This window comes from Catenulispora pinisilvae, assembly GCF_015356865.1.
Lineage (GTDB): Bacteria > Actinomycetota > Actinomycetes > Streptomycetales > Catenulisporaceae > Catenulispora > Catenulispora pinisilvae.
The window spans coordinates 1-23,836 of sequence record NZ_JAAFZA010000165.1; the positions used below are offsets into that span (position 1 = coordinate 1).

General features: G+C 69.8%; 22 protein-coding genes. 5 read left to right on the forward strand and 17 right to left on the reverse strand.

Going from position 1 to position 23,836, the window contains the following annotated elements; all coding sequences use genetic code 11:
* Window positions 1-685: 685 nt before the first annotated feature.
* Window positions 686-3,241: an ATP-dependent Clp protease ATP-binding subunit gene (locus IZR01_RS33755; RefSeq protein ID WP_194896581.1), complete on the reverse strand. Its 2,556-nt coding sequence runs from the start codon at window positions 3,239-3,241 to the stop codon at window positions 686-688.
* Between the two features lie 333 nt (window positions 3,242-3,574).
* On the opposite strand from IZR01_RS33755, the gene IZR01_RS33760 reads away from it, so the two are divergent.
* On the forward strand, window positions 3,575-4,096 hold the full coding sequence (locus tag IZR01_RS33760) for a hypothetical protein (RefSeq protein ID WP_194926216.1): 522 nt from the start codon (window positions 3,575-3,577) through the stop codon (window positions 4,094-4,096).
* A gap of 115 nt (window positions 4,097-4,211) precedes the next feature.
* On the opposite strand, the gene IZR01_RS33765 is transcribed toward IZR01_RS33760, so the two are convergent.
* From IZR01_RS33765 to IZR01_RS33820, 12 genes are all read right to left on the reverse strand, one after another.
* Entirely contained in the window at window positions 4,212-4,550 is a 339-nt protein-coding gene (locus IZR01_RS33765) for a histone-like nucleoid-structuring protein Lsr2 (RefSeq protein ID WP_194896579.1), read from the reverse strand.
* Between the two features lie 98 nt (window positions 4,551-4,648).
* The gene (locus tag IZR01_RS33770) at window positions 4,649-5,167 is read right to left on the reverse strand and encodes an amino-acid N-acetyltransferase (protein WP_194896578.1); all 519 of its coding nucleotides are present in this window, start codon (window positions 5,165-5,167) and stop codon (window positions 4,649-4,651) included.
* Window positions 5,164-6,498, reverse strand: a complete 1,335-nt coding sequence (locus IZR01_RS33775; protein WP_194896577.1) for a globin domain-containing protein — start codon at window positions 6,496-6,498, stop codon at window positions 5,164-5,166. The genes IZR01_RS33770 and IZR01_RS33775 overlap by 4 nt, the downstream gene beginning before the upstream one ends.
* Window positions 6,499-6,531: 33 nt before the next feature.
* A complete protein-coding gene (locus IZR01_RS33780; protein ID WP_194896576.1) occupies window positions 6,532-6,708 on the reverse strand; it encodes a hypothetical protein in 177 nt (58 codons plus the stop codon).
* 74 nt (window positions 6,709-6,782) lie between these two features.
* The gene (gene lysX, locus IZR01_RS33785; protein ID WP_194896575.1) at window positions 6,783-8,303 is read right to left on the reverse strand and encodes a bifunctional lysylphosphatidylglycerol synthetase/lysine--tRNA ligase LysX; all 1,521 of its coding nucleotides are present in this window, start codon (window positions 8,301-8,303) and stop codon (window positions 6,783-6,785) included.
* 103 nt (window positions 8,304-8,406) lie between these two features.
* Window positions 8,407-9,447, reverse strand: a complete 1,041-nt coding sequence (locus tag IZR01_RS33790) for a hypothetical protein (protein ID WP_194896574.1) — start codon at window positions 9,445-9,447, stop codon at window positions 8,407-8,409.
* Window positions 9,448-9,589: 142 nt separating this feature from the next.
* Window positions 9,590-10,378, reverse strand: a complete 789-nt coding sequence (locus IZR01_RS33795; RefSeq protein WP_194896573.1) for a type III pantothenate kinase — start codon at window positions 10,376-10,378, stop codon at window positions 9,590-9,592.
* A gap of 4 nt (window positions 10,379-10,382) precedes the next feature.
* Window positions 10,383-11,309: a carboxylating nicotinate-nucleotide diphosphorylase gene (gene nadC / locus IZR01_RS33800; protein WP_194926217.1), complete on the reverse strand. Its 927-nt coding sequence runs from the start codon at window positions 11,307-11,309 to the stop codon at window positions 10,383-10,385.
* Entirely contained in the window at window positions 11,309-12,982 is a 1,674-nt protein-coding gene (locus IZR01_RS33805; RefSeq protein ID WP_194926218.1) for an L-aspartate oxidase, read from the reverse strand. Before IZR01_RS33805 ends, nadC begins: the two co-directional genes overlap by 1 nt.
* Window positions 12,983-13,070: 88 nt before the next feature.
* A complete protein-coding gene (panD, locus tag IZR01_RS33810; RefSeq protein ID WP_194896570.1) occupies window positions 13,071-13,490 on the reverse strand; it encodes an aspartate 1-decarboxylase in 420 nt (139 codons plus the stop codon).
* The gene (gene panC / locus IZR01_RS33815; RefSeq protein ID WP_194926219.1) at window positions 13,490-14,356 is read right to left on the reverse strand and encodes a pantoate--beta-alanine ligase; all 867 of its coding nucleotides are present in this window, start codon (window positions 14,354-14,356) and stop codon (window positions 13,490-13,492) included. The genes panD and panC overlap by 1 nt, the downstream gene beginning before the upstream one ends.
* A complete protein-coding gene (locus IZR01_RS33820) occupies window positions 14,353-15,240 on the reverse strand; it encodes a Rossmann-like and DUF2520 domain-containing protein (protein WP_194926220.1) in 888 nt (295 codons plus the stop codon). Before IZR01_RS33820 ends, panC begins: the two co-directional genes overlap by 4 nt.
* A gap of 175 nt (window positions 15,241-15,415) precedes the next feature.
* Between IZR01_RS33820 and IZR01_RS33825 the strand changes: the two genes are divergently transcribed.
* A complete protein-coding gene (locus tag IZR01_RS33825) occupies window positions 15,416-16,663 on the forward strand; it encodes an FUSC family protein (RefSeq protein ID WP_194896567.1) in 1,248 nt (415 codons plus the stop codon).
* 106 nt (window positions 16,664-16,769) lie between these two features.
* Entirely contained in the window at window positions 16,770-17,543 is a 774-nt protein-coding gene (locus tag IZR01_RS33830; RefSeq protein WP_194896566.1) for a GNAT family N-acetyltransferase, read from the forward strand.
* Window positions 17,544-17,623: 80 nt separating this feature from the next.
* Here IZR01_RS33830 and fbaA read toward each other — a convergent pair whose 3' ends face one another.
* From fbaA to pyrE, 4 genes are all read right to left on the reverse strand, one after another.
* Window positions 17,624-18,649: a class II fructose-bisphosphate aldolase gene (fbaA, locus tag IZR01_RS33835; protein WP_194896565.1), complete on the reverse strand. Its 1,026-nt coding sequence runs from the start codon at window positions 18,647-18,649 to the stop codon at window positions 17,624-17,626.
* Window positions 18,650-18,705: 56 nt separating this feature from the next.
* On the reverse strand, window positions 18,706-19,455 hold the full coding sequence (locus IZR01_RS33840) for a DedA family protein (RefSeq protein WP_323746488.1): 750 nt from the start codon (window positions 19,453-19,455) through the stop codon (window positions 18,706-18,708).
* A gap of 143 nt (window positions 19,456-19,598) precedes the next feature.
* Entirely contained in the window at window positions 19,599-20,552 is a 954-nt protein-coding gene (locus IZR01_RS33845) for a hypothetical protein (protein ID WP_194926221.1), read from the reverse strand.
* A gap of 124 nt (window positions 20,553-20,676) precedes the next feature.
* Window positions 20,677-21,246, reverse strand: coding sequence for an orotate phosphoribosyltransferase (pyrE, locus tag IZR01_RS33850; protein ID WP_194926222.1), 570 nt, complete (start codon window positions 21,244-21,246; stop codon window positions 20,677-20,679).
* A gap of 145 nt (window positions 21,247-21,391) precedes the next feature.
* Here pyrE and IZR01_RS33855 point away from each other — a divergent pair, with 145 nt between their 5' ends.
* On the forward strand, window positions 21,392-22,246 hold the full coding sequence (locus IZR01_RS33855) for a PSP1 domain-containing protein (protein ID WP_194900015.1): 855 nt from the start codon (window positions 21,392-21,394) through the stop codon (window positions 22,244-22,246).
* Between the two features lie 367 nt (window positions 22,247-22,613).
* Window positions 22,614-23,836, forward strand: a 1,223-nt coding sequence (locus IZR01_RS33860) for an alpha/beta fold hydrolase (protein WP_194926223.1), incomplete at its 3' end; no start/stop codon positions are given.

Genomic DNA, 23,836 nt, shown 5'->3' on the forward strand with positions numbered 1-23,836 from the left:
CGCCCCGCCGATGCCCGCGCCGCCGGCGGCGTGAGCCAGGTTTGAGTCCCGTCTGGACCGAGTCCGGATAGGCGGTAGGCACACCGCGGCCGCGAGCGTTGGCCGCGTTCGGTTGAGGACACCGTCCAGCAGCGCAACCACGGGGACGCCCCCGAGCCGGAGCCGACGTCACTCCGGAACGGGCTTGTGGTCAGGACACTGGACAGAAACGACGGCCGCTCACCTTCGTACGGGGTGGGCGGCTGTCGGCTTTCGGCGGGCCGGCAGCGATCACGGACTCGCACTTCGGTGCCGGACAGCGGGCGATCGGGCGGGCTGTGGATGAACCGCACGGCGATGTCGGTGATGCCGGGTGATTGCGCCGATGCCGATTGGCCCGACCCGGTGTTTCGCTTCGAAGATGGCGAGATCGGCTTGTCGTGGCGACCGCGGCGGTTTCTTCGCGGATTTTAGAAGCTCTTTACTAAACGGACCGGGTACCGACTATCTCTGATGCAAGTCGCAGTTCCCTGATTCCTGATCGCACACATCGCACACACTGTCGGCCCCGGTGAGTCCGAAGTGCGCGAAAGCCCAAGCCACTTCCGCATAACGGTAGGCGGCCGTGGTTTGTTGTTTGTCGCCATCCCCCACAGCGAACGGCCTCCACCGCAAGCGATGGGGGCCGTTCGTTTCTCGGCGGAGATCAGGCGCTGACTCCCGGCGCCGCCTCCGGGGCCGCCGGCGGCAGCGTCCCGGACTCCAGCACCGAGGCGTCCTCCGGGACGTCCTCCTTCGGGCCGGACTTGAAGGTGAAGCGCTGGTCGGACTCCACCGCGCCGGTCTCGGTGTTCTCGTCCACCGTGATCAGCTGGCCGGCGCGGACCTCGCCGAACAGGATCTTCTCCGACAGCGGGTCCTCGATGTGGCGCTGGATCGCGCGGCGCAGCGGCCGGGCGCCCAGGACCGGGTCGTAGCCGAGGCTGGCGATGAGCTCCTTGGCCTTGCGGGTCAGGACGATGCCCATGTCCTTGTCCTTGAGCCGGCCGTCGACCTTGCTCATCATCAGGTCCACGATCGCCACGATGTCGTCCTGGCTCAGCTGCGGGAAGACCACCGTGTCGTCCACGCGGTTCAGGAACTCGGGGCGGAAGTGCTGCTTCAGCTCGTCGTTGACCTTGGCCTTCATCCGCTCGTACGGGGCCTTGGTGTCGCCCTGGGCGGCGAAGCCCAGGCCGAAGCCCTTGGAGATGTCCCGGGTGCCGAGGTTGGTGGTCATGATGATCACCGTGTTCTTGAAGTCCACGACCCGGCCCTGGGAGTCGGTCAGGCGACCGTCCTCCAGGATCTGCAACAGCGAGTTGAAGATGTCCGGGTGCGCCTTCTCGACCTCGTCGAACAGCACCACCGAGAACGGCTTGCGGCGCACCTTCTCGGTGAGCTGGCCGCCCTCTTCGTAGCCGACGTATCCGGGCGGGGAGCCGAACAGCCGGGAGACCGTGTGCTTCTCGGAGAACTCGGACATGTCCAGCTGGATCAGCGCGTCCTCGTCGCCGAACAGGAACTCGGCCAGGGCCTTGGCCAGCTCGGTCTTACCGACGCCGGACGGGCCGGCGAAGATGAACGAGCCGCCGGGGCGCTTGGGGTCCTTCAGCCCGGCACGGGTGCGCCGGATCGCCTGGGACAGGCCCTTGATCGCCTGGTTCTGGCCGATGACGCGCTTGTGCAGCTCGTCCTCCATGCGCAGCAGGCGGGAGGTCTCCTCCTCGGTGAGCTTGAAGACCGGGATGCCGGTGGCGGTGGCCAGGACCTCGGCGATGAGCTCCTCGTCGACCTCGGCCACGACGTCCAGGTCGCCCTGCTTCCACTCCTTCTCCCGGCGCGCCTTGGCGCTCTGGAGCTGCTTCTCCTGGTCGCGCAGCGCGGCGGCCTTCTCGAAGTCCTGCGCGTCGATCGCGGACTCCTTCTCCTTGCGCACGTTCGCGATCTTGTCGTCGAACTCGCGCAGGTCCGGCGGCGCGGTCATCCGGCGGATCCGCATCCGGGAGCCGGCCTCGTCGATCAGGTCGATGGCCTTGTCCGGCAGGAACCGGTCGGAGATGTAGCGCTCGGCCAGCGTGGCCGCGGCCACCAGCGCGCCGTCGGTGATGGACACCCGGTGGTGCGCCTCGTAGCGGTCGCGCAGGCCCTTGAGGATCTCGATGGTGTGCGCCACCGAGGGCTCGGCCACCTGGATCGGCTGGAAGCGGCGCTCCAGGGCGGCGTCCTTCTCCACGTACTTGCGGTACTCGTCCAGCGTGGTGGCGCCGATGGTCTGCAGCTCGCCGCGGGCCAGCATCGGCTTCAGGATGGACGCCGCGTCGATGGCGCCCTCCGCAGCGCCCGCGCCGACCAGCGTGTGCAGCTCGTCGATGAACAGGACGATGTCCCCGCGGGTGCGGATCTCCTTGAGCACCTTCTTCAGGCGCTCCTCGAAGTCACCGCGGTAGCGGGAGCCCGCGACCAGCGCGCCGAGGTCCAGCGTGTACAGGTGCTTGTCCTTGAGCGTCTCGGGCACCTCGCCCTTGACGATGGCCTGGGCCAGGCCCTCCACGACGGCGGTCTTGCCGACGCCGGGCTCGCCGATCAGCACCGGGTTGTTCTTGGTGCGGCGGGACAGCACCTGCATGACCCGCTCGATCTCCTTCTCGCGCCCGATCACCGGGTCGAGCTTGCCCTCGCGGGCGGCCTGGGTCAGGTTCCGGCCGAACTGGTCCAGCACCAGGGAGGTGGACGGCGTGCCCTCGGCCGGGCCGCCGGCCGCCGCGGCCTCCTTGCCGCCGCCGGAGTAGCCGGACAGCAGCTGGATCACCTGCTGGCGCACCCGGTTCAGGTCCGCGCCCAGCTTGACCAGCACCTGCGCCGCGACGCCCTCACCCTCGCGGATCAGGCCGAGCAGGATGTGCTCGGTGCCGATGTAGTTGTGGCCCAGCTGCAACGCCTCGCGCAGCGACAGCTCCAGGACCTTCTTGGCCCGGGGGGTGAAGGGGATGTGGCCGGACGGGGCCTGCTGGCCCTGGCCGATGATCTCCTCCACCTGCTGGCGGACTGCTTCCAGCGAGATGCCCAGGCTCTCCAGAGCCTTGGCCGCCACACCCTCACCCTCGTGGATGAGGCCGAGGAGGATGTGCTCGGTCCCGATGTAGTTGTGGTTGAGCATCCTGGCCTCTTCTTGGGCCAAGACGACGACGCGCCGTGCGCGGTCGGTGAACCGTTCGAACATTCCTCATCGCTCCCCGGAGCGTCGCGGGCTGACGTATGGATCGAAGTGCTGCTTTTCGAAGCGAGTACAGATCGTGCGCTTGCCCTGGTGTGTTGCTGGTTCCATGCGGTGCCAAACCACTGTCGCCCACCTGGGGTGGCGGGCGGGTCTGGCACCCAATCTAGTCCCGCCTTCCCACGCAGGTGGTGTGACTTCCCCGTTGTCATCGGAACGGTCACTCCACCCAGGGCCTTCCGTTAGTCCAACTCGCCGCCTCTGACGTGGTGTTCCCGGTAACGGGGCCGTAGACCCGAATAGGCTGTACGCCAAGAGCGAACGGGGAGGTCGATCCACATGCCGGACGTGGTCTCCGTACCGGAAGCCGCGGGACGCGAGGCACTGGCGAGGCTGCTGGGATACGGTCAGCCGGCCGTGGCGCCGGGGCCCGTGGCGCTGTCCGCGACCGGCCGGGTCCTGTTCTACGTCGCCGCCGGCGGCGCGGAAGACCTGCCCGAGCTGCTGGAATGGCTGGACTGGGGCGGGGTGCGCCTGGATCTGAGCGCGGTGCCCGCCGGGGAGCTGGCCGATCCCCCGGTGCGCTGGCTGCACCCGGCGACCGTGCCGATGCAGACCGTGCCGACGCAGACCGTGCCGACGCAACGGCCCGGCAGTCCAGGACCGGAGTACCCGGTCGGCCGAGCGGACGAGGCAGAAGATGAGGCGGAAAACCAGAACGGCGCCGCCCGAACCGCTGCAAGCGGCTCGCGTCGCGACGCCTATCCGACTCCGGGACTGCCCGAACCCCCGGAACTGATCGCCCTGCTGGCCACCATCGCGGCCGCCTGCCACCGGCTGGCGGTGGCTGCGGCCCGCTGAAGCGGCCCGCGGCTTCGGTCATGGGCACCGACCGGCCTTGACCTGCGGCGCCGACCGTCGCGGAGGCCTCCGCGACGTCGGCCGGGCACGATCCCCGGCCGAGGTCGGGGAGTTATTAGTGAGCGGCGTTGTAGCGATTCATCAGGTCGGTGGGAATGCGACCGCGGTCGCTGATTTCCACGCCCTCGACGTTACGGAGCCATTCACGGATGTGCTTCGTGTCGCGGCGCGCCGGGCCGGTACCGTACTTCCGGCGACCGGAGGCGGCGGCGCTGGCGCCCGTCACCTGCGACGCGGCGGTCAGGTACTTCTCGAGCGCCTTGCGCAATTCCTTCTCATGCGCCTCGGACAGGTCGATCTCGTAGGACTTCCCGTCGAGGCCGAACTTAACGGTGCTCGCGCCCTCGGAGCCGTCGAGGTCGTCGTGAATCACCACGGTCGTGCGCTTGGCCATCGGGCGGCCCGCCTTTCTCCGGTACGGGTTATTCCGTCTGTCAGCAAAGCGCATTCCGGTGATGAAATCAAATCCTCTCCGAGAACGCCGGGCAGGTCCTACAAGATCCGCAGCATGCGCGTATTGCCCAGAGTGTTGGGTTTGACCTGCTCCAAGTCCAGGAACTCCGCGACCCCGCCGTCTGGGGACTTCGACAGTTCGGCCTCGATCTGCGGCGGCACCGGTACCCCGCTGATCTCGGAGAATCCGTGCGCGGCGAAGAAGTCCACTTCGAACGTGAGGCAGAACAGCCGGCGAACGCCGATCCGCGCGGCGGTACGGACTAGTTTGTCAAGGATTCGCGCACCGACGCCCATACCCCGGCATTCCGGGTCCACGGCCAGGGTGCGCACTTCCGCGAGATCCAGCCAGAAGACGTGCAAGGCGCCGCAGCCCACCACCCGGCCGTCGCCGTCGTGTTCGGCCACCCAGAACTCCTGGATGTCCTCGAAAAGCGTGACGTCCGGCTTGTCCAGCAGGATGTCTTTGTAACGGGCGAGCAGTTCGCGGATCGCGCCGACATCGTCGGTACGGGCCCGGCGCACCGTGATATCGGCGGCGGAGGCGGAGAGGGTCATCCGAAAAGGTCGCTTCTCACGTCGGCGGGATCGGCCCCGGCGGCGGCCAGGACGCCGAGGCAGGCCTGGACCGTGCCGGTCGAGCCGACGGCCACGCCGCCCCATCCGGACAGTGTCCCGCCGGCGGCCAGGCGCGTGACGTACTCGTCCAGATGCTGAGGCAATTCCTCGGCGGCACCGAGGAAGACCACCTTCGCGTTGCCGTGCGCGGCGGCCAATTCAGACAGGCGCTCGTTGAGGTAATGAGTCTCGGCGTCCTCGGACCCGTCCGCCGGGACGGCGGCCTTCGCGGTCTTGGCGGTCTTCTTGGCCGCGGCCGGGGCGGCCTTGGCGGCGGCCCCGGTCTTCGCGCTCTTCTGGGCTTTCTTGGCCGTGGCGGCCGTGGCGGCCGGCTTCGCGGCGTTCAACGAGTTCCCGACCACGATGTGCACCGGCCGGTCGTCCCCGCTCGCCGCGGCCTCCTCCAGCAGCGCGGCGATCGGCGCCAGCCCGGTGCCGTGCCCGACCGCGATCAGGCGCGAGGCACCGGCCGGGAAGGCCAACTCGCCGGCCGGGGCCGCGATCCGGATCCGGTCGCCGAGCTCCAACTCGTCGTGCACGACGTTGCTGAGCCGGCCGTCGGCGGTGCGCTGGACGTGGAACTCCAGGACGGAGTGGTCCGGGTCGGAGCCGTCTTCGCCGCCCGGCGCGGCGGCGAACGAGAAGTCCCGCCAGACCCAGGGCAGCCGGCCCAGCTCGATCGCGGCGTACTGGCCGGCGTGGTACGGGTACGGGAACGCGGTGCGGGCCCGCAGCCGGACGACGTCCTCCCCCATCCGGTCTACCGCGACGACCTCGGCCTCCCAGTAGGCCGGCCCCTGCGCGTCGGCCTCGGCGGCGATCCCGAGCATCGCCGAGGCGACCATGGTCAGCTCGTCCACCCAGGCGGCCGCGGCCTCGTAGGTCCAGGCCTCGCCTATCGTGCGCTCCAAAGCCGTCATCACCGACCCGGCGAACGCCCGGTAGTGCGGCTCGCGGACCCCGTACTTGCGGTACTCCAGCGCGAGCCGGCGCAGCAGCGGCAACAGCGCCCCGGGCCGGTCCAGATCGCCCACCACCCGGGTCGCGGCCTCCAGCGTCCGCTGATCGCGGCGCACCTCGCCCCCGGCCGCGAAGTACTTGCGGTAGCGCGGGTTGGAAGTGAAGAAGTCCTCGTACAAGGCCGAGAGGAAGACCTCCGGTCGCGCGGTGACGGCCGCGAATCCCTGCCGCACCAAAGCCAGTGCCTGCCCGCGGCCGGCCAGCAGATCGTCGTTGAGGTTTTCGCCGTCCACAGCCAGAGCTTCCGTCACGCGCACGACATTAACAGGACGCTAAGCGGCGCCTTACCGTGATCCGGCGTTCGGTCCGAACCGCGGATCGTTCCGCTCGGCTTCCAGCTCACGCGCCCGCGACTCAGCCCGCTTCTGCGGGTTCTGCGACACGATGATGAGCCTGACGACGTAGACGAACGCCACTGCCACCACAAAAGACGGTACGTACAGGCCCAGATTGCCCATCATCGTGTCGCTTCCCCCTCGAACCAGCCGAGGCGTTTGTCGGTCCCGCCAGACTACATATGCGAGTTAGGCGAAACCTACGCGGGCTTCACGAACGGGAACAGGATGGTCTCCCGGATCAGCCGCCCGGTCAGCGCCATCAGGATCCGGTCGATACCGGCGCCGATGCCGCCGGCCGGCGGCATCGCGTACTCCAGCGCCCGCAGGAAGTCCTCGTCCAGCTGCATGGCGTCGGGGTCGCCCCCGGCGGCCAGCAGCGACTGCTCGGTGAACCGCTCGCGCTGGTCCACCGGATCGATCAGCTCCGAGTAGCCGGTGCCGATCTCCGCGCTCCAGCCGACCAGGTCCCAGCGCTCGGCCAGCCGCGGGTCCTCGCGGTGCGCCCGGGTCAGCGGCGAGACGTCCTTCGGGAAGTCCCGGTAGAACGTCGGCAGCACGGTCTTGTCCTCGACCAGGTGCTCGTACATCTCCAGCACCACCTGGCCCCGGGTCCAGCCCGGCGCGTACGGGATGCTCGCGCCATCGCACAGCTTCTTCAGCGCGCCGATCTCGGTGTCGGCGGTGACCTCCTCGCCGAGCGCGGTGGAGATCGCCTCGTTCACCGTGAGCGACTTCCAGTCGCCGCTGATGTCGAACTCCTCGACCTCGCCCTCGGCGTTCATCCGGCGGGCCACCTGGGAGCCGAAGATCGCCTCGGCACCCTCCTGGATCACCTGCTGCGTCAGCTTCTGCATGACGTTGTAGTCGCCGTAGACCTCGTAGGCCTCCAGCATGGTGAACTCCGGGCTGTGCGTGGAGTCCGCGCCCTCGTTCCGGAAGTTGCGGTTGATCTCGAAGACCTTCTCCACCCCGCCGACCAGCAGCCGCTTGAGGTAGAGCTCCGGCGCGATGCGCAGGTAGAGCTTCATGTCATAGGCGTTGATGTGCGTCTGGAACGGCCGGGCGTTGGCCCCGCCGTGGATCGGCTGCAACATCGGGGTCTCGACCTCGGTGTAGCCGCGGGCGCCGAGGCTGGAGCGCACCGAGCGCACCAGGTCCGAGCGCGTGAACAGCATCCGGCGCGCCTCGGGGTTCACGATCAGGTCGACGTACCGCTGCCGCACCCGGGCCTCGGGGTCGGTCAGCCCCTTGTGCTTGTCCGGCAGCGGCCGCAGGCACTTCGAGGTGATCGCCCAGCTCTCGACCATGATCGAGAGCTCGCCCCGGCGCGAGGTGATGACCTCCCCGGTGACCCCGACCAGGTCGCCCAGGTCGACGTCGTTCTTCCACGCCTCCAGCGACTCCGCGCCGAGCCGGTCCAGCGAGAACATCGCCTGGATCTCGAACTCGCCCTCCCGCAGGGTGGCGAAGCAGAGCTTGCCGCCGGTCCGGGACAGCACGACCCGCCCGGCGATCCCGGCCCGCTGCCCGGTCGGGGTGTCCGGGGCCAGGTCGCCGTACTCGGCGCGCAGCTCCCCGATGGTCGCGGTCCGCGGGTACCCGACCGGGTACGGGTCCACGCCGCGCTCGCGCAGTTTGTCCAGCTTCTCCCGGCGGATGCGGATCTGCTCGGGGAGGTCGGACTCGGGCTGCGCCGGAGGCGGGGTGGTTTCGGTCATGGGTCAAGGCTACTTGGCGGGCTTCCAGGGGCCGCAACCGAATACCACGTGGCGGGCCGCACGGGGGAACGGCAGCCGCGCCGGGGCGCGGGACGCCCGGCGCTCAGCCGCTGAAGGCCGGGTACCTCGGCAGGTCCCCGGTCCGCCAGCCCTCGGTCGCGGCCAGCAGCCCCCGGAACGCGGCCGCCACGGCCGCAAGCTCCTGAGCCCGCTCCAGCGAGGCCGCCGTGACCTCCCAGCGGTAGCGCAGCACCTGCCGCATGCTGGACTCGGGCATCCGGGTGCGGTGCATCGGCCGGTCCTCCTCCTGGACCACAGACACCTGCCACACCGACATCATGGCCACGAAGGCGACGGAGCCCCGCCGCACCCCGGGCCGCCAGATCCGGTCGTCGGCCAGCGCGGGATACGCCTTCACGACCTCCTCGCGATAGGCGCGCTCGGCCTCCATGGAGAAGGTCTTGGGCAGCCGGAACACACACCAGCAGGTTCCGAACGGCATCCGGCTGTAGGAGGCGTCCAGGAAGACGGAGTGGAAGCCCGCGCTCTCGAAGTCGATCGGCCGCAGCCCCTCGGGGGTCAGCAGATGGTTGTCCGGGCAGATGTCGCCGGGCGAGAAGACCGGGAACGGATCGTGGTCCAACGCGGACACCGCCTCGATGTCGGACTCCAAGCCCGGTGGCGGCGCGATGCCGAACCCGTCGAGGAAGCCGGGCAGCTTCGCCATGGCCTTCGCCACCCACGGCTCGCTCGGCACCTCCAGGTCGCTCTCCCGCCCCACGGTCTGCACGGCGAGCCGGCCATAGGTCGCGGCCCACTCGACGAGCGCCGCGCGCGCCCGCTTCTCGTCGCCGCCGAGCAGCAGGTCGGCGAGGTTCGGGGCGTCGCCGAGATCTTCCATCACGATCAGCCGGTGCTCCGGATCGGCCGCCAGGAGCCGCGGGCCCAGATCGGTCAGGCGGAGCCCGCTGGCTTCGGCCGCGTAGACGGACTGTTCCTTGTGCGCCTTCAGGATGACCGTGTCGCCCGCCGCAGTTCGGACCCGCAGCACCACGCTCCGATCGCTGCCGCCCAGATCGACCGGATCGGCCAGCTCCGTACCGAGCAGTGCCGACGCCGCCGTGAGGATCTCCGTGACTTCCATCGGATCATGCAAGCACGCGGACGCGACGGCGGCCGAACGTTTTTCCGTCCGGCCGCCGTCGCGAACCCGCCATGTCCCGCTTGAGGAATCAGCTCACGCTGTTCCGCTCGGGGAATCAGCTCCCGCTGTTCCGCTCGGGGAATCAGCTCGTGCTGTTCCGCTCGTACACCAGCCGCAGCCCGACCAGCGTCAGCCACGGCTCGTGCACGTCCACCACCTCGGACTCGTCCAGCACCAGCCCCGCCAGCCCGCCGGTGGCGACCACGGTGACGTCGTCCGGGTCCTCGGCCATCTCCTCGGCCATCCGGTGCACCACGCCGTCGACCTGGCCAGCGAACCCGTACAGGATCCCGGACTGCATGCACTCGACGGTGTTCTTCCCGATGATGCTGCGCGGCTTGGTCAGCTCGATCTTCCGCAGCTGCGCGCCGCGCATCCCCAGCGCCTCGACCGATATCTCGATGCCCGGCGCTATCGCCCCGCCCAGGAACTCGCCCTTGGCCGAGACCGCGTCGAAGGAGGTCGCGGTCCCGAAGTCGACCACGATCACCGGGCCGTCGTAGAGGTAGTGCGCGGCCAGGGCGTTCATGATCCGGTCCGCGCCGACCTCCTTGGGGTTGTCCACCAGGATCGGCACGCCGGTCTTCACCCCGGGCTCCACCAGGACCGTCGGGACGTCGCCGTAGTGCCGCTTGCTCATGTCGCGCATCTCGTGCAGCACCGAGGGCACCGTGGAGCAGATCGACAGCCCGGTCAGGCCGCCGGGCTTGCCGGCCGTCGGGTGCTGGTTCAGCAGGCCCTGCGTCATCACCGCGAGCTCGTCGGAGGTGCGGCGCGGGTCGGTGGCCACCCGCCAGTGGTCGACGATCTCCTCGCCGTCGAACAGCCCGTAGACGGTCTGCGTGTTGCCGACGTCAATGGTCAGGAGCACAGGGCTACTTCCCTTCTTCGCGGACGTCCGGGTCCTCGCGGAAGTCCGAGCCGATGTCCAGGATCGGCGCGGAGTGGGTCAGCGCGCCGACCGAGAGGTAGTCCACCCCGGTGTCGGCCACGGCCCGCGCCAGGTCCAGCGTCAGCCCGCCGGAGGCCTCCAGCCGCGTCCGGCCGTACAGCTCGTTGCGCCCGGTCACCTGGACCGCGGCCCGCATCCGGTCCGGGGTGAAGTTGTCCAGCAGGATCAGCTCGGCGCCGGCCGCCAGGACCCCGGGCAGCTGCTCCAGCGAGTCGATCTCGACCTCGATCGGCAGCCCGGGGTGCGCCTTGCGCACGGCTTCGAAGGCCTCGACGACGCCGCCGGCGGCCACCACGTGGTTGTCCTTCACCAGCCCGGCGTCGGACAGCGACATGCGGTGGTTCACGCCGCCGCCGCACCGCACCGCGTACTTCTCCAGCGCGCGCAGCCCGGGGGTGGTCTTGCGGGTGTCGCGGATCTTCGCGCCGGTGCCCTGGACCGCGTCCACCCACAGCCGGGTCCGGGTGGCGATCCCGGAGAGGTGGCACAGGAGGTTCAACGCGGTGCGTTCCCCGGTGAGCAGGTCCCGCGTGGCGCCGGTGACGGTGAGCAGGACGGTGCCCGGCTCGACCCGGTCCCCGTCCTTCACCGCCTGCCGGATCTTCGCCGTGCCCTGCGAGATGAGGTCGAACACCGCCGCGGCCACCGGGACGCCGGCGGCCACGCCGGTCGCCCGGGAGGCGAAGTCCGCGGTGGCGGTGGCGTCGGCCGGGACCGTGGCCTCGGTGGTGGCGTCCGGGCCGTCGGCCAGGTCCTCGTCCAGGGCCATCATGATCACCGAGGCCACGTACTCCGGGTCCAGACCGCCGTCGGTCAGGGCCTTGGCGACATCCGGGGACAACGAGCTCATCAGGGCTTCACTCCATCCATCTCAGCACTGCGCAGCGGCTGCTTCTCGGTGACCAGGTTCCCGGTCGCGGGGTCCAGGCGGGTGGCCAGCCGGACCAGCCAGCGGTCGGCGCTGTCCGGGAAGTCCTCCCGCCAGTGCGACCCGCGGGTCTCGTTGCGCAACGCCGCGCCCTTGACCAGCGCGCTGGCCAGCAGGTGCAGGTTGGTCGCCTCCCACGCCTCCAGGTGCGGGGCGTCGGCGCCGTGCCCGGCCAGCCGCTCCAGTTCGTCGGCGGTGCGGTCCAGCGACTGCGCGCTGCGGAGCACACCGGCGCCGGCGGTCATGGTGTGCTGCACCTCGGCCATCACCGACGGCTCCAGCAACACGTCCACGACGTCCTCCGGGGCCTCGACCGGAACCGGGGCCTCGGTCCACGGCAGCCGCTTGGCGAGGTCCGCGCCGATCCGCTCGGCGAAGACCAGTCCTTCCAACAGGGAGTTGGACGCCAGGCGGTTCGCTCCGTGCACTCCGGTACAGGCCGCCTCTCCGCACGCATACAGGCGCGGGATAGAAGTGCGTCCCCAGATATCGGTGCGAACTCCGCCAGAGGCGTAGTGCTCGGCGGGCGCCACCGGAATCAGGTCCTTGGCGGGGTCGATCCCGTGCTGGAGGCAGGACTCGCGGATCGTGGGGAACCGGGTCCGCCAGAACTCATCGGAGAACTCTGCTATGCCGGTCCGTGCGTCGAGCCACATATGCGGCTCCCCGGTCTCGGCCATACGTCGCATGATGCCCTTGGCGACCACATCGCGCGGCGCCAGTTCGGCCAGTGGATGCTGCCCGACCATGAAGCGGACACCGCTGCCGTCCACCAGGTGCGCGCCCTCGCCGCGGACCGCCTCGGAGATCAGCGGCTGCTGGCCGCGCGCCGCCCCGCCGAGCCACATCACCGTGGGGTGGAACTGCACGAACTCCAGGTCCGCCACCGCGGCACCGGCGCGCAGCGCCATGGCGACGCCGTCCCCGGTCGCGACCGAGGGGTTCGTGGTGGCGTCGAAGACCTGTCCCATGCCGCCGGTGGCCAGCACCACGGCCTTGGCGTGCACCGCGCCCACGCCGTCGCGCGCGCCCTCGCCCATGACGTGCAGCGTGACGCCCGCGGCCCCGCCGTGCTCGTCCTTGAGCAGGTCCAGCACCAGCGCGTGGTCGATGACCTCGATCTCACCGATGGTGTGCTCCAGCGCGGCGATCAGCGCCCGGGAGACCTCCTTGCCGGTGGCGTCGCCGCCGGCGTGCGCGATGCGGTCGGCCAGGTGGCCGCCCTCGCGGCCCAGCGCTATGGAGCCGTCCGCGGTCTTGTCGAACTCCGCGCCGAGCGCGATCAGCCTGCGCACCGCCGCCGGACCCTCGGTCACCAGTGCCCGCACGGCGTCCTCGTCGCAGACCCCCGCGCCGGCGACCAGGGTGTCCTGCAGATGCGCCTCCGGACTGTCGCCGACGCCGAGCGCCGCGGCGATGCCGCCCTGCGCCCACTGGGTCGACCCGTCCTGCAGGCGTGCCTTCGTCACCAGCAGCACGCTGCCGGCCTGCCGCGCGGCCAGCGCCGCCGTGATGCCGGCCACGCCGGACCCCACCACGACCGTGTCCGCATATGCCCGCCACCCCGGGTGGGGCGCTCTCAGTCGCTGGACCATCTCTCTCCCGCCCGTCTCCCACCGCCGCCCGTTAAGGAACCGCTTCGCGGTGCTCTATCGATACCTACATACCGGAAGACCAGTACTCCTAGTTCGCGGTGACGTCGCCCCGACTCAGCACCTCGGAACCCGGGATCGGTTCGGCCGGGTCGGCCCCGAGGGCGACGATCCGGTTCTCGGTGTCGACGTGCACCACCTTCGGCTGAAGACTACGCGCCTCCACATCGTCCACCTGCATGTAGGAGATCAGGATGACCAGGTCCTGGGGGTGCACCAGGCGCGCGGCGGCGCCGTTGATCCCGATCACCCCGGTACCCCGCTGCCCGGGTATGACGTAAGTCTCAAGGCGGGCGCCGTTGTCGATGTCGACGATCGCCACCTGCTCGCCGGGCAGCAGATCGGCGGCGTCCATCAGGTCCTCGTCGATCGTGACCGAGCCCACGTAGTGCAGGTCGGCCTGGGTCACCGTGGCACGGTGGATCTTCGACTTGAGCATCGTGCGGTACATCAGCGGGCTCCGTGGGTGGTGAGGGTGAGGGGCAGGTTGTCGATCAGGCGGGTGGTGCCGACGCGGGCCGCCACGGCGAGCACGGTCTCTCCAGAGAACGTCGGAGGGGCCTCCGAGAAGTCCCGCGGGTCGACCAGGGCCAGGTAGTCCAGGTCCAGCCGTCCGGTGGCGACGGCCGCCTTCAGCACCGCGGTCGCCGCGTCGCGCACGGCGTCGGCGCCCTCCGTGGCCTTCTCCTGTCCGGCGAACAGTGCACGCGACAGGGCGAGCGCGGTAGTGCGCTCCTCAGGGCTGAGGTAACGGTTACGGCTGGACTTGGCCAGGCCGTCCTCGTCCCGGACGGTCGGGACGCTGACGATCTCGATCGGCATGTTCAGGTCCAGGACCATGCGGCGCACCAGGGCGAGCTGCTGCGCGTCCTTCTGCCCGAAGAACGCCACATCCGGGTCCGTCAGGTTGAGCAGCTTGTTCACGATGGTCAAGACCCCGGTGAAGAAGCCGGGACGGAACTCGCCCTCCAGCACCTCCCCCATCGCCCCGGGGGTGACCCGCACGATCGGCTGGCCGCCCGGGTAGACCTCCTCCACGGCCGGCGCATAGACGACGTCCACTCCGGCTTCCGCGCAGAGCTTCAGGTCGTCGTCCAGGGTCCGCGGGTAGCGGTCGAAGTCCTCGTTCGGGCCGAACTGGAGCGGGTTCACGAAGATGGTGACGACCACCAGGTCGCAGTCATGGCGGGCGCGCTTAAAGAGTTCCAGGTGCCCTTCATGAAGCGCCCCCATGGTCATGACCACGCCGCGCTTCCTATTAGCGAATCCTTCCAGGAAGGGCTGAAGTTCGGCGCGGGTGTGCACGAGCGCGGTCATGCGTCAGGCTCCTTGTTCAGAACTCCGAGCAGGGGTTCGGCTTTCTCCGCGGAGAGCAGTCCGGAGGCCATCGCGCGGTCCGCGGTCAGGCGGCCGAGTGCGCGGTAGCCGCGGGCGGCCTGCGGATCGCGCTGCGCCAGGACCTCCAGGTGCGCCGCCACGGTCCCGGCGTCCCCCCGCGCGACCGGCCCGGTCAACGCCAGATCGCCGGAACGCAGTGCGTTGTCCAGCGCGGCGCCGAGCAGCGGGCCGAGCATCCGGCCGGGCTGCCGGACGCCGGCCGCGGCCAGCAGGTCCTCGGCCTGCGCGACCAGGGTGACCAGGTAGTTGGAGCCGTACGCGAGGGCCGCGTGGTACAGCGGACGCGCCGCCTCCTCGATCCACTCCGGCTCCCCGCCCATCTCCACCACCAGGGCCTCGGCGATCGGGCGGAGCGGATCCGGGGCGGTCACCCCGAAGGAACAGCCGGCCAGCCGCGCCACGTCCACCTCGGTGCCGGTGAAGGTCATGGCCGGGTGCAGCGCCAGCGGCAGCGCCCCGACCCGGGTGGCGGGGTCCAGGACGGTGTAGCCGTGCCGGCCGGAGGTGTGGGCCAGTATCGTGCCCGGCCTGATCGAACCGGTCGCCACCAGCCCCTCGACCAGCCCGGGCAGGGCGTCGTCGGGGACGGTGAGCAGGGCCAGGTCGGCGACCGCCAGCACGTCCTGCGGCGGCACCAGCGGCACGTCGGGCAGCAGCTTGTCGGCACGGCGGCGCGACTCCTCGGACACACCGGAGGCGGCGAGCACGTGATGGCCGGCGCGCTGTAAGGCCGCCCCGAGGGCCGAACCGACGCGGCCGGTACCTACGACCCCGACGGCCAGGCGGGACTCTGCGGAATCCATGGGCTCTCTATCTGTCAACGATCCAGTCCACTTCGGGTACCAGTCGTATCAAAATGATGGCGGGATCAAGAGTATCCCGGAGTGGTCCCGCCGGTCATGCTCGCCCGTCACCCGACCGCCACCCCTCAAGGAGCCGCTTCGCGGCGCTGCACCAATGATCTGCCATCATTCCCCCATGCCACGCTCCACGGACTCGGTAGGGGAGTTCACCAGGGAGTTACTCGGGCGTGGCCACACCACGCTGCGCTCCGGCATCGAGCACTCGGTGCGGGCGTTCCGGCTGCACGGCGTGCGGCACTGGTTCAACCGCGAGCGCGAAGCGTTCATACAGACCCTGAAGACCGCCCTGGCCTGTGCGGTGGCCTGGGAGCTGGCCAAGCGGGTGATCTACCACGGCCATCCCCAGTTCCACGCCGTCCTGGCCCCGGTGGCCGTCCTGATCACCATGCAGGTCACCATCTACCAGACCTTCCGGCGCGGCCTGCAACAGGTCGCGGCGGTGCTGCTCGGCGTCTTCGCGGCCCTGGCGATCGGCCGGTTCGTCGACCTGACCTGGTACACGCTGTCGGCCCTGGTGATCGTGGCGCTGATGATCGGCCGGGGCCTGCGCCTGGGAACCCAGGTCAACCAGGTCGCCACCACCTCGCTGCTGGTCTACAGCCTGGGCCGCGGCTACGGCCTGGAACGCATCTGGGACACCCTGCTCGGCGCGGCCGTCGGCGTCGTCGCCAACACGCTGATCGCACCCCCGACCTACGCCGACACCGCCGCCAAGGACCTGGCCGACCTGGCAGACGACCTTGCGCAGCTCTGTAGAGACGTCTCCAAAACTCTCAGTACCAACTGGTCGGCGGCCGACGCCAAGAAGTGGCTGGACCGCTCCCGCGCCCTGGCCGGCGACAGCCACGACGCCGAAGACATCGCCGACCAGGCCGAGGAGGCCGTCCGCTACCACCCCCGGCGCTCCGCGCTGGAACCGGAGGTCACCCGCGTCGACCAGGCGGCGATCTGCCTCAGCCATGTCTCCTCACAACTCAACAGCCTGCTGCGGGGCCTGAACGACCTGGCGAACGGCGCCCGGGGCCTGCCGGCCACCACCGAGGTCCCCGACGCGCTGGCCATACTCCTGCTCGACGTCGGCCGGGCCCTGAACCGCTTCGGCCGGCTCCAGATCCCGGACCGCGACAGCCGCCAGGTCCTGGAAGAGCTGAAGGTCATCATCACCGCCGCGGCCGACCATCAGCTCTCGGCTATAGAGGACATGCTTCCTATAGGGGCGCACGCAGTAGAGCGCTGGTCGGTCCACGGAGCACTCCTGGACGAGGTCCGGAGGATGCTCTACGAACTCGACCCGGTGGACGGCCCGCACGCCCTGGCCATCCCCGAGATCCTGCCCCCGCCGGTCCCCAGCTCGTCCACGTGACCCACGTCCATATAAGGGGCCCTATAAGCATGGTCCCTGTAGAGGTCCCTATAAGCGGGTCGTTTATACCGCGCGGAGTCCCGCGGATGTGGGGATGATGCGCGGTATGACTTTCCTGGACCAGAGCGACCGCACCACCCTGGCCGCCGCGCGCCTGTTCGCCGGGCAAGAGGACGGCACCGTCATCGGCGAGGACGCGGGCATGCTGATGGTGGCGTCAGTACGCCCCTACCTGCGCTCGCTGTTCTACAGCTCGGCACGCCGCTACGACCGCACGGTCTCGGCGGCCAAGTCGATGGAGGCGGTCCGCTCCTTCGGCGCCGAGCACGGCCAACAGCTGAACCTCTGGGCCTCCGTCGACGGCGACGCGGACCTCATAGCCGCCGCCGAAGCCATCGGCATGACCCGCGGCATAGAGCTGGAGGACATGGGCATCGCCTCCGCCCCGGCCATCCCGACCCCGGGCCCCGAAGTCGAACTCGCGGAAGTCCGCGACCCCGAGGAAGCGGACGCCTTCGCAGAGGTGCACCGCGCGCTCCGCATCGAAGCGGAGCAGGACCCGGACACGGTGCAGCACTTCGGATCGCCCGCAGTCCTCCTGGACCCGCACGTCCACGCCTTCGTCGCCTACCTGGACCGCGAACCGGCCGCCGCCGCGCTGGCGCTCCGCCACGAAGACTCCGCCGGCCTGTTCTGGGTCGCCACCAAGACCTCCGCCCGCAAGCGCGGCCTCGGCGCCCTGGTCTCCGCCGCCGCTGTGGACGGAGCCTTCCAGGCCGGCGCGAAGAGCGCGACGCTGACCGCCACCCCGCTCGGGGCGCCCGTATACCGGCGGCTCGGGTTCGAGCGGTTCTCGGGGCGGGCCCGGTACTCGTTCTAGAGAACACAAGCTAGAGAACGTACAAGTGGGGCGCACTCCTATATAAGGAGCACGCCCCACAGAGCGCTACTAGAAGCGGACTACTTCAGCTTCGTCCCCACCGACCGCAGGTCCGTGCAGGCCTCGACGACCCGGGCCGCCATGCCCGCCTCGGCCGACTTGCCGTACGTCCGCGGGTCGTAGGTCTTCTTGTTCCCGACCTCGCCGTCGACCTTCAGCACGCCGTCGTAGTTCTTGAACATGTGGTCGGCGATCGGCCGGGTGAACGCGTACTGCGTGTCCGTGTCGACGTTCATCTTCACCACGCCGTAGTCCAGCGCCTCGCGGATCTCCTCCAGCGCGGACCCCGAACCGCCGTGGAAGACCAGCTCGAAGGGCTTGTCGCCGTGGCCGGAGTGCTTGGCCGCGACCGCGTCCTGCAGGTCCTTCAGGATCGCCGGGCGCAGCTTGACGTTGCCCGGCTTGTAGACCCCGTGCACGTTGCCGAACGTGGCCGCCAGCAGGTAGCGGCCCTTCTCGCCCAGGCCGATCGCCTCGACGGTCTTCAGCGCGTCCTCGGGGGTGGTGTACAGCTTCTCGTTGATCTCGTTGGCGACACCGTCCTCCTCGCCGCCGACGACACCGATCTCCAGCTCCATGACGATGTCCGCCGCCGCGCACTTGGCCAGCAGCTCCTGCGCGATCTGCAGGTTCTCGTCCAGCGGGACCGCCGAGCCGTCCCACATGTGGGACTGGAACAGCGGCAGGTTCCCGGCCTTCACCCGCTCGGTCGAGACCTCGATCAGCGGCCGCATGAAGCCGTCGAGCTTGTCCTTCGGGCAGTGGTCGGTGTGCAGCGCCACCGTGATGTCGTAACGGGCCGCGACCACGTGCGCGAACTCCGCCAGCGCCACCGAGCCGACCACCATGTCCTTGACCGAGCCGGACAGGTACTCCGCGCCGCCGGTGGAGATCTGGAGGATGCCGTCGCTCTCGGCCTCGGCGAAGCCGCGCAGGGCGGCGTTCAGCGTCTGGGAGGAGGTCACGTTGATCGCGGGGTAGGCGAACCGGCCGGCCTTGGCCCGGTCCAGCATCTCGCGGTAGACCTCAGGGGTCGCGATAGCCATCGCTTAATCTCCTCGGTAGGACGGTCGCACTCGGTTCAGCGCTGCTGGAGCGCAGTTTACCGGCCGCGGTGCCGGCCGCTCGAGGCGACCGAATCCTGGTCGGCCGCCGGATAGCCGGCGGTCGTGGCGGCGGCCTTGGCCTTCTTCGTCTTGCGCCACTCGAAGAAGATCGGCAGCAGCGACAGCAGCACGATCACCAGGGTGATCGGGATGATGTACTTGTCCACCTTGTCGGCACTGATCACGTTGGAGGCCAGCCGACCGAGCAGCAGCACGCCATCGGCCCAGATGACGCCGCCGATGAGGTTCGCGACGAAAAACTTCTTCGCGGGCATCTCCAGCACGCCGGCGACCGGGTTCATGAACGTGCGCACGACCGGGATGAAGCGCGCCAGCACCACGGCCTTGGTCTCGCCGTACTGGTTGAACACGCCCTCGGCCTTCTCGACGTACTCCCGCTTGAACAGCCGGCTCTCCGGCTTGTCGAACAGCGGCCGCCCGAAGCGCGCGCCGAGATAGTGCCCGAGCTGGGCCCCGGCCACGGCGCAGATCGGTACCGCCACCAGCAGCAGCGGCAGCGACAGGTGGTGGGTGTTGGTCACGCCGGCGGACGCCTTGCCGGACAGCGTGAGCAGACCGGCGATGAACAGCAGCGAGTCGCCGGGCATGAAGAAACCGATCATCAGACCGGTCTCGGCGAAGATGATCGCGCAGACCCCGAGCACGGCGAAGTTGCCGAGCGCGTTGATCCAGTCCGTCGCGGAGATCGGGTTGAAGGCCAGGAAGTGGGCCAGTGAGGAGGTCACGGGACAGAGGCTACCTTGTCATTACTACAGCGTGTGGCAGATGGCGGGATCGTGACGCTCCCCGGCCTGGTCAGACCGGGAGGCGCGGGGCGATACGAGCGGTTCGGACCGGACCGGATCGCGGGGCAGCGCGCCGACCCTGGTCAGCTCGCCTGGTGCAGAGAGCCCACCATACCGAGCAACGCCGTGTCGTACTTCGGGTCGACGGAGACGACCGTGGCGACCGCGAACTGCGCCGGAGGTGTGGCCCCCGGCGCGGCGTTGAGCTTCCACAGCATCGGCTGCGCCCCGGTGCCGCCGGTGCAGGTCACCGCCCACTCGTGGTACTCGGCGGTGGCCGGCGATGCTGTGGTCGACGTGGCTGTGGTCGACGCGGCCAGGGCGTAGTCGGTCGAGGTGCGCAGCAGGACCGAGCTCTTCACCTTGTTGCCGCTTCCGGAATTGCTGCCCCCGGAGTTGCTTCCGGAGCTGCCGCTCCCGGACTGGCTACCAGTCCCGGGCTGCCCCGTCGGGCAGACGATGTCCGAGGCGGAGTCCACGGCGGTCGGCCACCAGCCGGTGCCGCTGCTCGCGGTGCTCAGCGGCCAGGCCGTCGGCGCGGCGTCGGTCTTGACGTAGAGCGCGTCCACGCCGCAGGGCAGCGTGCCGGCCGCACCGGCGGAGGCCGGAACCGGGCGGGTCTTCGGCGTCACGCAGCCGGCGTCGGCGGATATCGAGGTCAGCTGCCAGCCGTCGGCCAGGGTGAAGCTGACCGTGCCGACGTTCGCCGGGGAGCCCGCCTGCACGTCGGACTTGGCGGACTGACTGCCCTCACTCCCGGCCGTACCCGGCTGGCCGCCCGCGCCGACCTCGGTCTTGTCCGAGTTCGACGGCAGCTGCGCGCCCACGAAAACGCCGCCGGCCAGCGCGGCGGCGACGGTGACCGGCACCCACATCCGGCGCCACGACCACCAGGATCCGCGCCCGGTCCGCACCCCCGCCGTGTGTTCGTTCGGCGGGATGCCGGGCCGGAGCGTGGAATGCGTGACGAGTTCACTGCGTGCCTGCAACGCAGCACGCAGCCTCGTCTCGATTTCTAGCTCGTCCCGCTCTTCCACAGCCCGCACCCCAAAGTGTTGACACCTGATTAGGTTCTGGCAGGTAGACGCGCGAACCACCACGCTGGTTGCGTCCGATTCGCGGTCGAGATCGCGGGAACTCTACTGCGCCCGCCTCTGATGTCTACACTCCGAGATCCCCCAGCGTATAGACGGTGTAGTAGGGCAGTCCCTCGGCGGCGATGGCTTCGGCGGCACCGGTCGCGCGGTCCACGATCGTAGCGACCGCGACCACCTCGGCACCGGCCTCCCTCAGCGCGCGCACCGCTTCCAGCGGCGACCCGCCGGTCGTGGAGGTGTCCTCGACGGCGAGTACCCGCCGGCCGGCCACCTCCGGGCCCTCGATGCGGCGCTGCATACCGTGCGCCTTGGCCGCCTTGCGCACCACGAAGGCATCCAACGCCCGGCCGCGCCCGGCCCCGGCGTGCAGCATCGCGGTGGCCACCGGGTCCGCCCCCATCGTGAGCCCGCCGACCGCGTCGAAGTCCAGATCCGCCGTCAGCTCCAGCATCGCGGTGCCGACCAGCGGCGCCGCCGTCCCGTCCAGCGTGATCCGGCGCAGGTCCAGATACCAGTCGGCCTTGAGGCCGGAGGACAGGGTCACCTCGCCGCGCACCACCGCTTTGTCCTGGATCTCCTTCAGCAGGGCATCACGGGCGGGGCTGGGCTGGGCGACGATCGGCGCGTGGGACATGTCCCCAAGCGTAGCCAACCCGGCGCCGCCGCCGATCGTCTTCCTCAGCCTCTCGCCTCGGGCCGAGGACTGCGCTTAGGCTCAACCGGGTGAACGTCGTGTCCGTACCGTGTGCTGTCGCCTGCTTTGGGAGCCGTCCGTGGCGATGATCTGTGCCGTCAGCTTCACCCGCTACGGCCGTCTCTATTACTACGCACCGGGACCCATCACCCCGCGTGTGGGCGACAAGGTGCTGGTCCCCACCTCCGCCGGACCCGAGGTCGCCGAGTGCATCTGGGCGCCGCAGTGGGTCGACACCACTGACGACGCGGAGATCGGCGGACTGGACGAACTGGTCGGCTTCCCCACCCCGGAGGACCTGGCGCGCGACGAGCGCAGCCGGGAGCGCCGGGCCCGGGCCCGGGTGGTCGCCAAGCGGCAGATCCGCGAGCAGGGACTGCCGATGAAGGTGGTCGGCGTCGACTTCGTGGAGTCGGAGAAGCAGATCACTGTGTACTTCTCCGCTCCGCAGTACGTGGACTTCCGCGAGCTGGTCCGCACCCTCGCGCGGGAGCTGGACGCCCGGATCGAGCTGCGCCAACTCGGCGCGCGCGACGAGGCGCGAATCCAGGGCGGGATCGGGCCGTGCGGGCGGGACACCTGCTGCTCGACGTTCCTCAAGGACTTCGAGCCGGTCTCGGTGCGGATGGCCAAGGACCAGGACCTCCCGGTGAACCCGCTGAAGATCTCCGGGGCCTGCGGGCGGCTTATGTGCTGTCTCAAATATGAGCACCCGCTCTATGTGGAGGCGAAGGCGAAGGCACCGGCGCGCGGTGAGAAGGTGCTGACGCCGGAGGGGCCGGGGCGGGTCGTCGGGCTGAACGTGCCGTCGGAGACCGTGAAGGTGCGGCTGGACGAGACCGGGCGGACGTGTTCGTGTTCGCTGGCGTCTGTGTGCGGGTCTCGGCAGGACTATGAGACGTCCCGCAAGGACGGGTCCATGCGCTGGGATGCGGAGTAGGGCTTCCCTCGGGGCTCTATCCCTCTGGCTCTATCCGTCTAGCGCTCTTCCCTCTAGCGCTCTTCCCTCTAGCGGCTGCGGCATGGTGTGGAACCGGACTTTTCTGGATAGCTAATCACAAACGTCACAGACCGTTTGTGCCGCGCACCCCGCGCCCCGCACCGTAGGAGGAGACCCGCCTGTGAACCCCAGTCCGACAGCACGACGGGCCCTAGCGGTGGTCACCGCGAGCCTTCTCCTGACCACTGGGTGCGGCGGGAGCTCGCACGCGTCGCAGAAGCCTTCGACGCCCGGTGGACGCGGCGCTTCGGGCAGCGCCTCGGCCGAGGCGCCCACGGGCGCCTCCGCCGCCCCGCACCCTGCCACGATGTCCGCCGCGGACGCCGTCCCCGCAGACCTACAGCAGTTCTACAGCCAGCAGCCGAAGTGGTCGTCCTGTACCTCGGACAGCAGCGGCCCGGGCTGGAGCTGCGCGAAGATCACCGTGCCGCTGGACTACTCGGACCCGGCCAAGGGGACGACGTACATCATGGCCACGCGCAAGGCGGCGACCGGCCCGGCGAGCCAGCGGGTGGGCTCACTCCTGCTGAACCCCGGCGGCCCCGGCGGCGCGGGTATCGCCTACGCGCAGGACCCCAGCGTCGTCACCAAGAACGTCGCGGCGCACTACGACATCGTCGGCTTCGACCCGCGCGGCGTCGGCCAGTCGGACCCGGTCCGCTGCCTGTCGGACGACACGGCGGCGATGGACGAGTTCGTGTCCGCGGACCCGATGCCCCGCACCGACGCCCAGGTCGCGGAGGTCGTGAAGGAATCGCAGGCGATCGGCAAGGCCTGCGAACAGAAGTCCGGCCGCATCCTGCCCTACATCGGCACCCCCAACGCCGCCCGGGACATGGACGTCCTGCGCGCCGTCCTCGGCGACCAGAAGCTGTACTACCTGGGCAAGTCCTACGGCACCTACCTCGGAGCCGTCTACGCGGGCCTGTTCCCCCAGAACACCGGCCGCCTGGTCCTGGACGGCGCCATCGACCCGACCCTGACCGCCAAGCAGATGAACATCGCCCAGGCCCAGGGCTTCGAGAAGCTGATCCGCGAATTCGCCGCCGACTGCGTCACCCAATCCGGCTGCCCCCTCGGCACCGACGGCAACACCGCGGTCGACAAACTCATGACCTACCTCCAGTCCCTCCAGGACCACCCGGTCCCCACCCACGACGGCAACCGCACGGTCAACTACGGACTCGGCCTCACCGCGGTCCTCCAGGTGATGTACGTCCCCCAGTACTGGGGCGACCTCCGCGACGCCCTCAGCGCGGCCATGAACGGCGACGGCACCCGCCTCCTGCAATGGGCGGACCTGTACAACGACCGCACCAACGGCACATACGACAACCAGACCGACGCCAACATCGCCATCAACTGCCTCGACCGCCCCGACCCCGACGCCGAGAACGCCCAACAGATCGAGAACAAAGAAGTCCCGGACTACAAAACCCAGGCCCCCCTCCTCGGCGAAATGCTGGCCTGGGCCGACCTAAGCTGCGCCACCTGGCCGGTCAAACCCCAAACCCAACCAGCCCCCATCAC

What these genes read in the sequence shown, in the direction of transcription:
- IZR01_RS33830 (WP_194896566.1), top strand. Translation starts at nt 16,770, where the DNA reads ATGACTTTCCTGGACCAGAGCGACCGCACCACCCTGGCCGCCGCGCGC.
- panD (WP_194896570.1), bottom strand. Translation starts at nt 13,490, where the DNA reads ATGTACCGCACGATGCTCAAGTCGAAGATCCACCGTGCCACGGTGACC.
- IZR01_RS33825 (WP_194896567.1), top strand. Translation starts at nt 15,416, where the DNA reads ATGCCACGCTCCACGGACTCGGTAGGGGAGTTCACCAGGGAGTTACTC.
- IZR01_RS33790 (WP_194896574.1), bottom strand. Translation starts at nt 9,447, where the DNA reads ATGGAAGTCACGGAGATCCTCACGGCGGCGTCGGCACTGCTCGGTACG.
- IZR01_RS33820 (WP_194926220.1), bottom strand. Translation starts at nt 15,240, where the DNA reads ATGGATTCCGCAGAGTCCCGCCTGGCCGTCGGGGTCGTAGGTACCGGC.
- IZR01_RS33780 (WP_194896576.1), bottom strand. Translation starts at nt 6,708, where the DNA reads ATGATGGGCAATCTGGGCCTGTACGTACCGTCTTTTGTGGTGGCAGTG.
- pyrE (WP_194926222.1), bottom strand. Translation starts at nt 21,246, where the DNA reads ATGTCCCACGCGCCGATCGTCGCCCAGCCCAGCCCCGCCCGTGATGCC.
- panC (WP_194926219.1), bottom strand. Translation starts at nt 14,356, where the DNA reads ATGACCGCGCTCGTGCACACCCGCGCCGAACTTCAGCCCTTCCTGGAA.
- nadC (WP_194926217.1), bottom strand. Translation starts at nt 11,309, where the DNA reads ATGAGCTCGTTGTCCCCGGATGTCGCCAAGGCCCTGACCGACGGCGGT.
- IZR01_RS33760 (WP_194926216.1), top strand. Translation starts at nt 3,575, where the DNA reads ATGCCGGACGTGGTCTCCGTACCGGAAGCCGCGGGACGCGAGGCACTG.
- IZR01_RS33765 (WP_194896579.1), bottom strand. Translation starts at nt 4,550, where the DNA reads ATGGCCAAGCGCACGACCGTGGTGATTCACGACGACCTCGACGGCTCC.
- IZR01_RS33770 (WP_194896578.1), bottom strand. Translation starts at nt 5,167, where the DNA reads ATGACCCTCTCCGCCTCCGCCGCCGATATCACGGTGCGCCGGGCCCGT.
- IZR01_RS33805 (WP_194926218.1), bottom strand. Translation starts at nt 12,982, where the DNA reads ATGGTCCAGCGACTGAGAGCGCCCCACCCGGGGTGGCGGGCATATGCG.
- IZR01_RS33755 (WP_194896581.1), bottom strand. Translation starts at nt 3,241, where the DNA reads ATGTTCGAACGGTTCACCGACCGCGCACGGCGCGTCGTCGTCTTGGCC.
- lysX (WP_194896575.1), bottom strand. Translation starts at nt 8,303, where the DNA reads ATGACCGAAACCACCCCGCCTCCGGCGCAGCCCGAGTCCGACCTCCCC.
- IZR01_RS33855 (WP_194900015.1), top strand. Translation starts at nt 21,392, where the DNA reads ATGATCTGTGCCGTCAGCTTCACCCGCTACGGCCGTCTCTATTACTAC.
- fbaA (WP_194896565.1), bottom strand. Translation starts at nt 18,649, where the DNA reads ATGGCTATCGCGACCCCTGAGGTCTACCGCGAGATGCTGGACCGGGCC.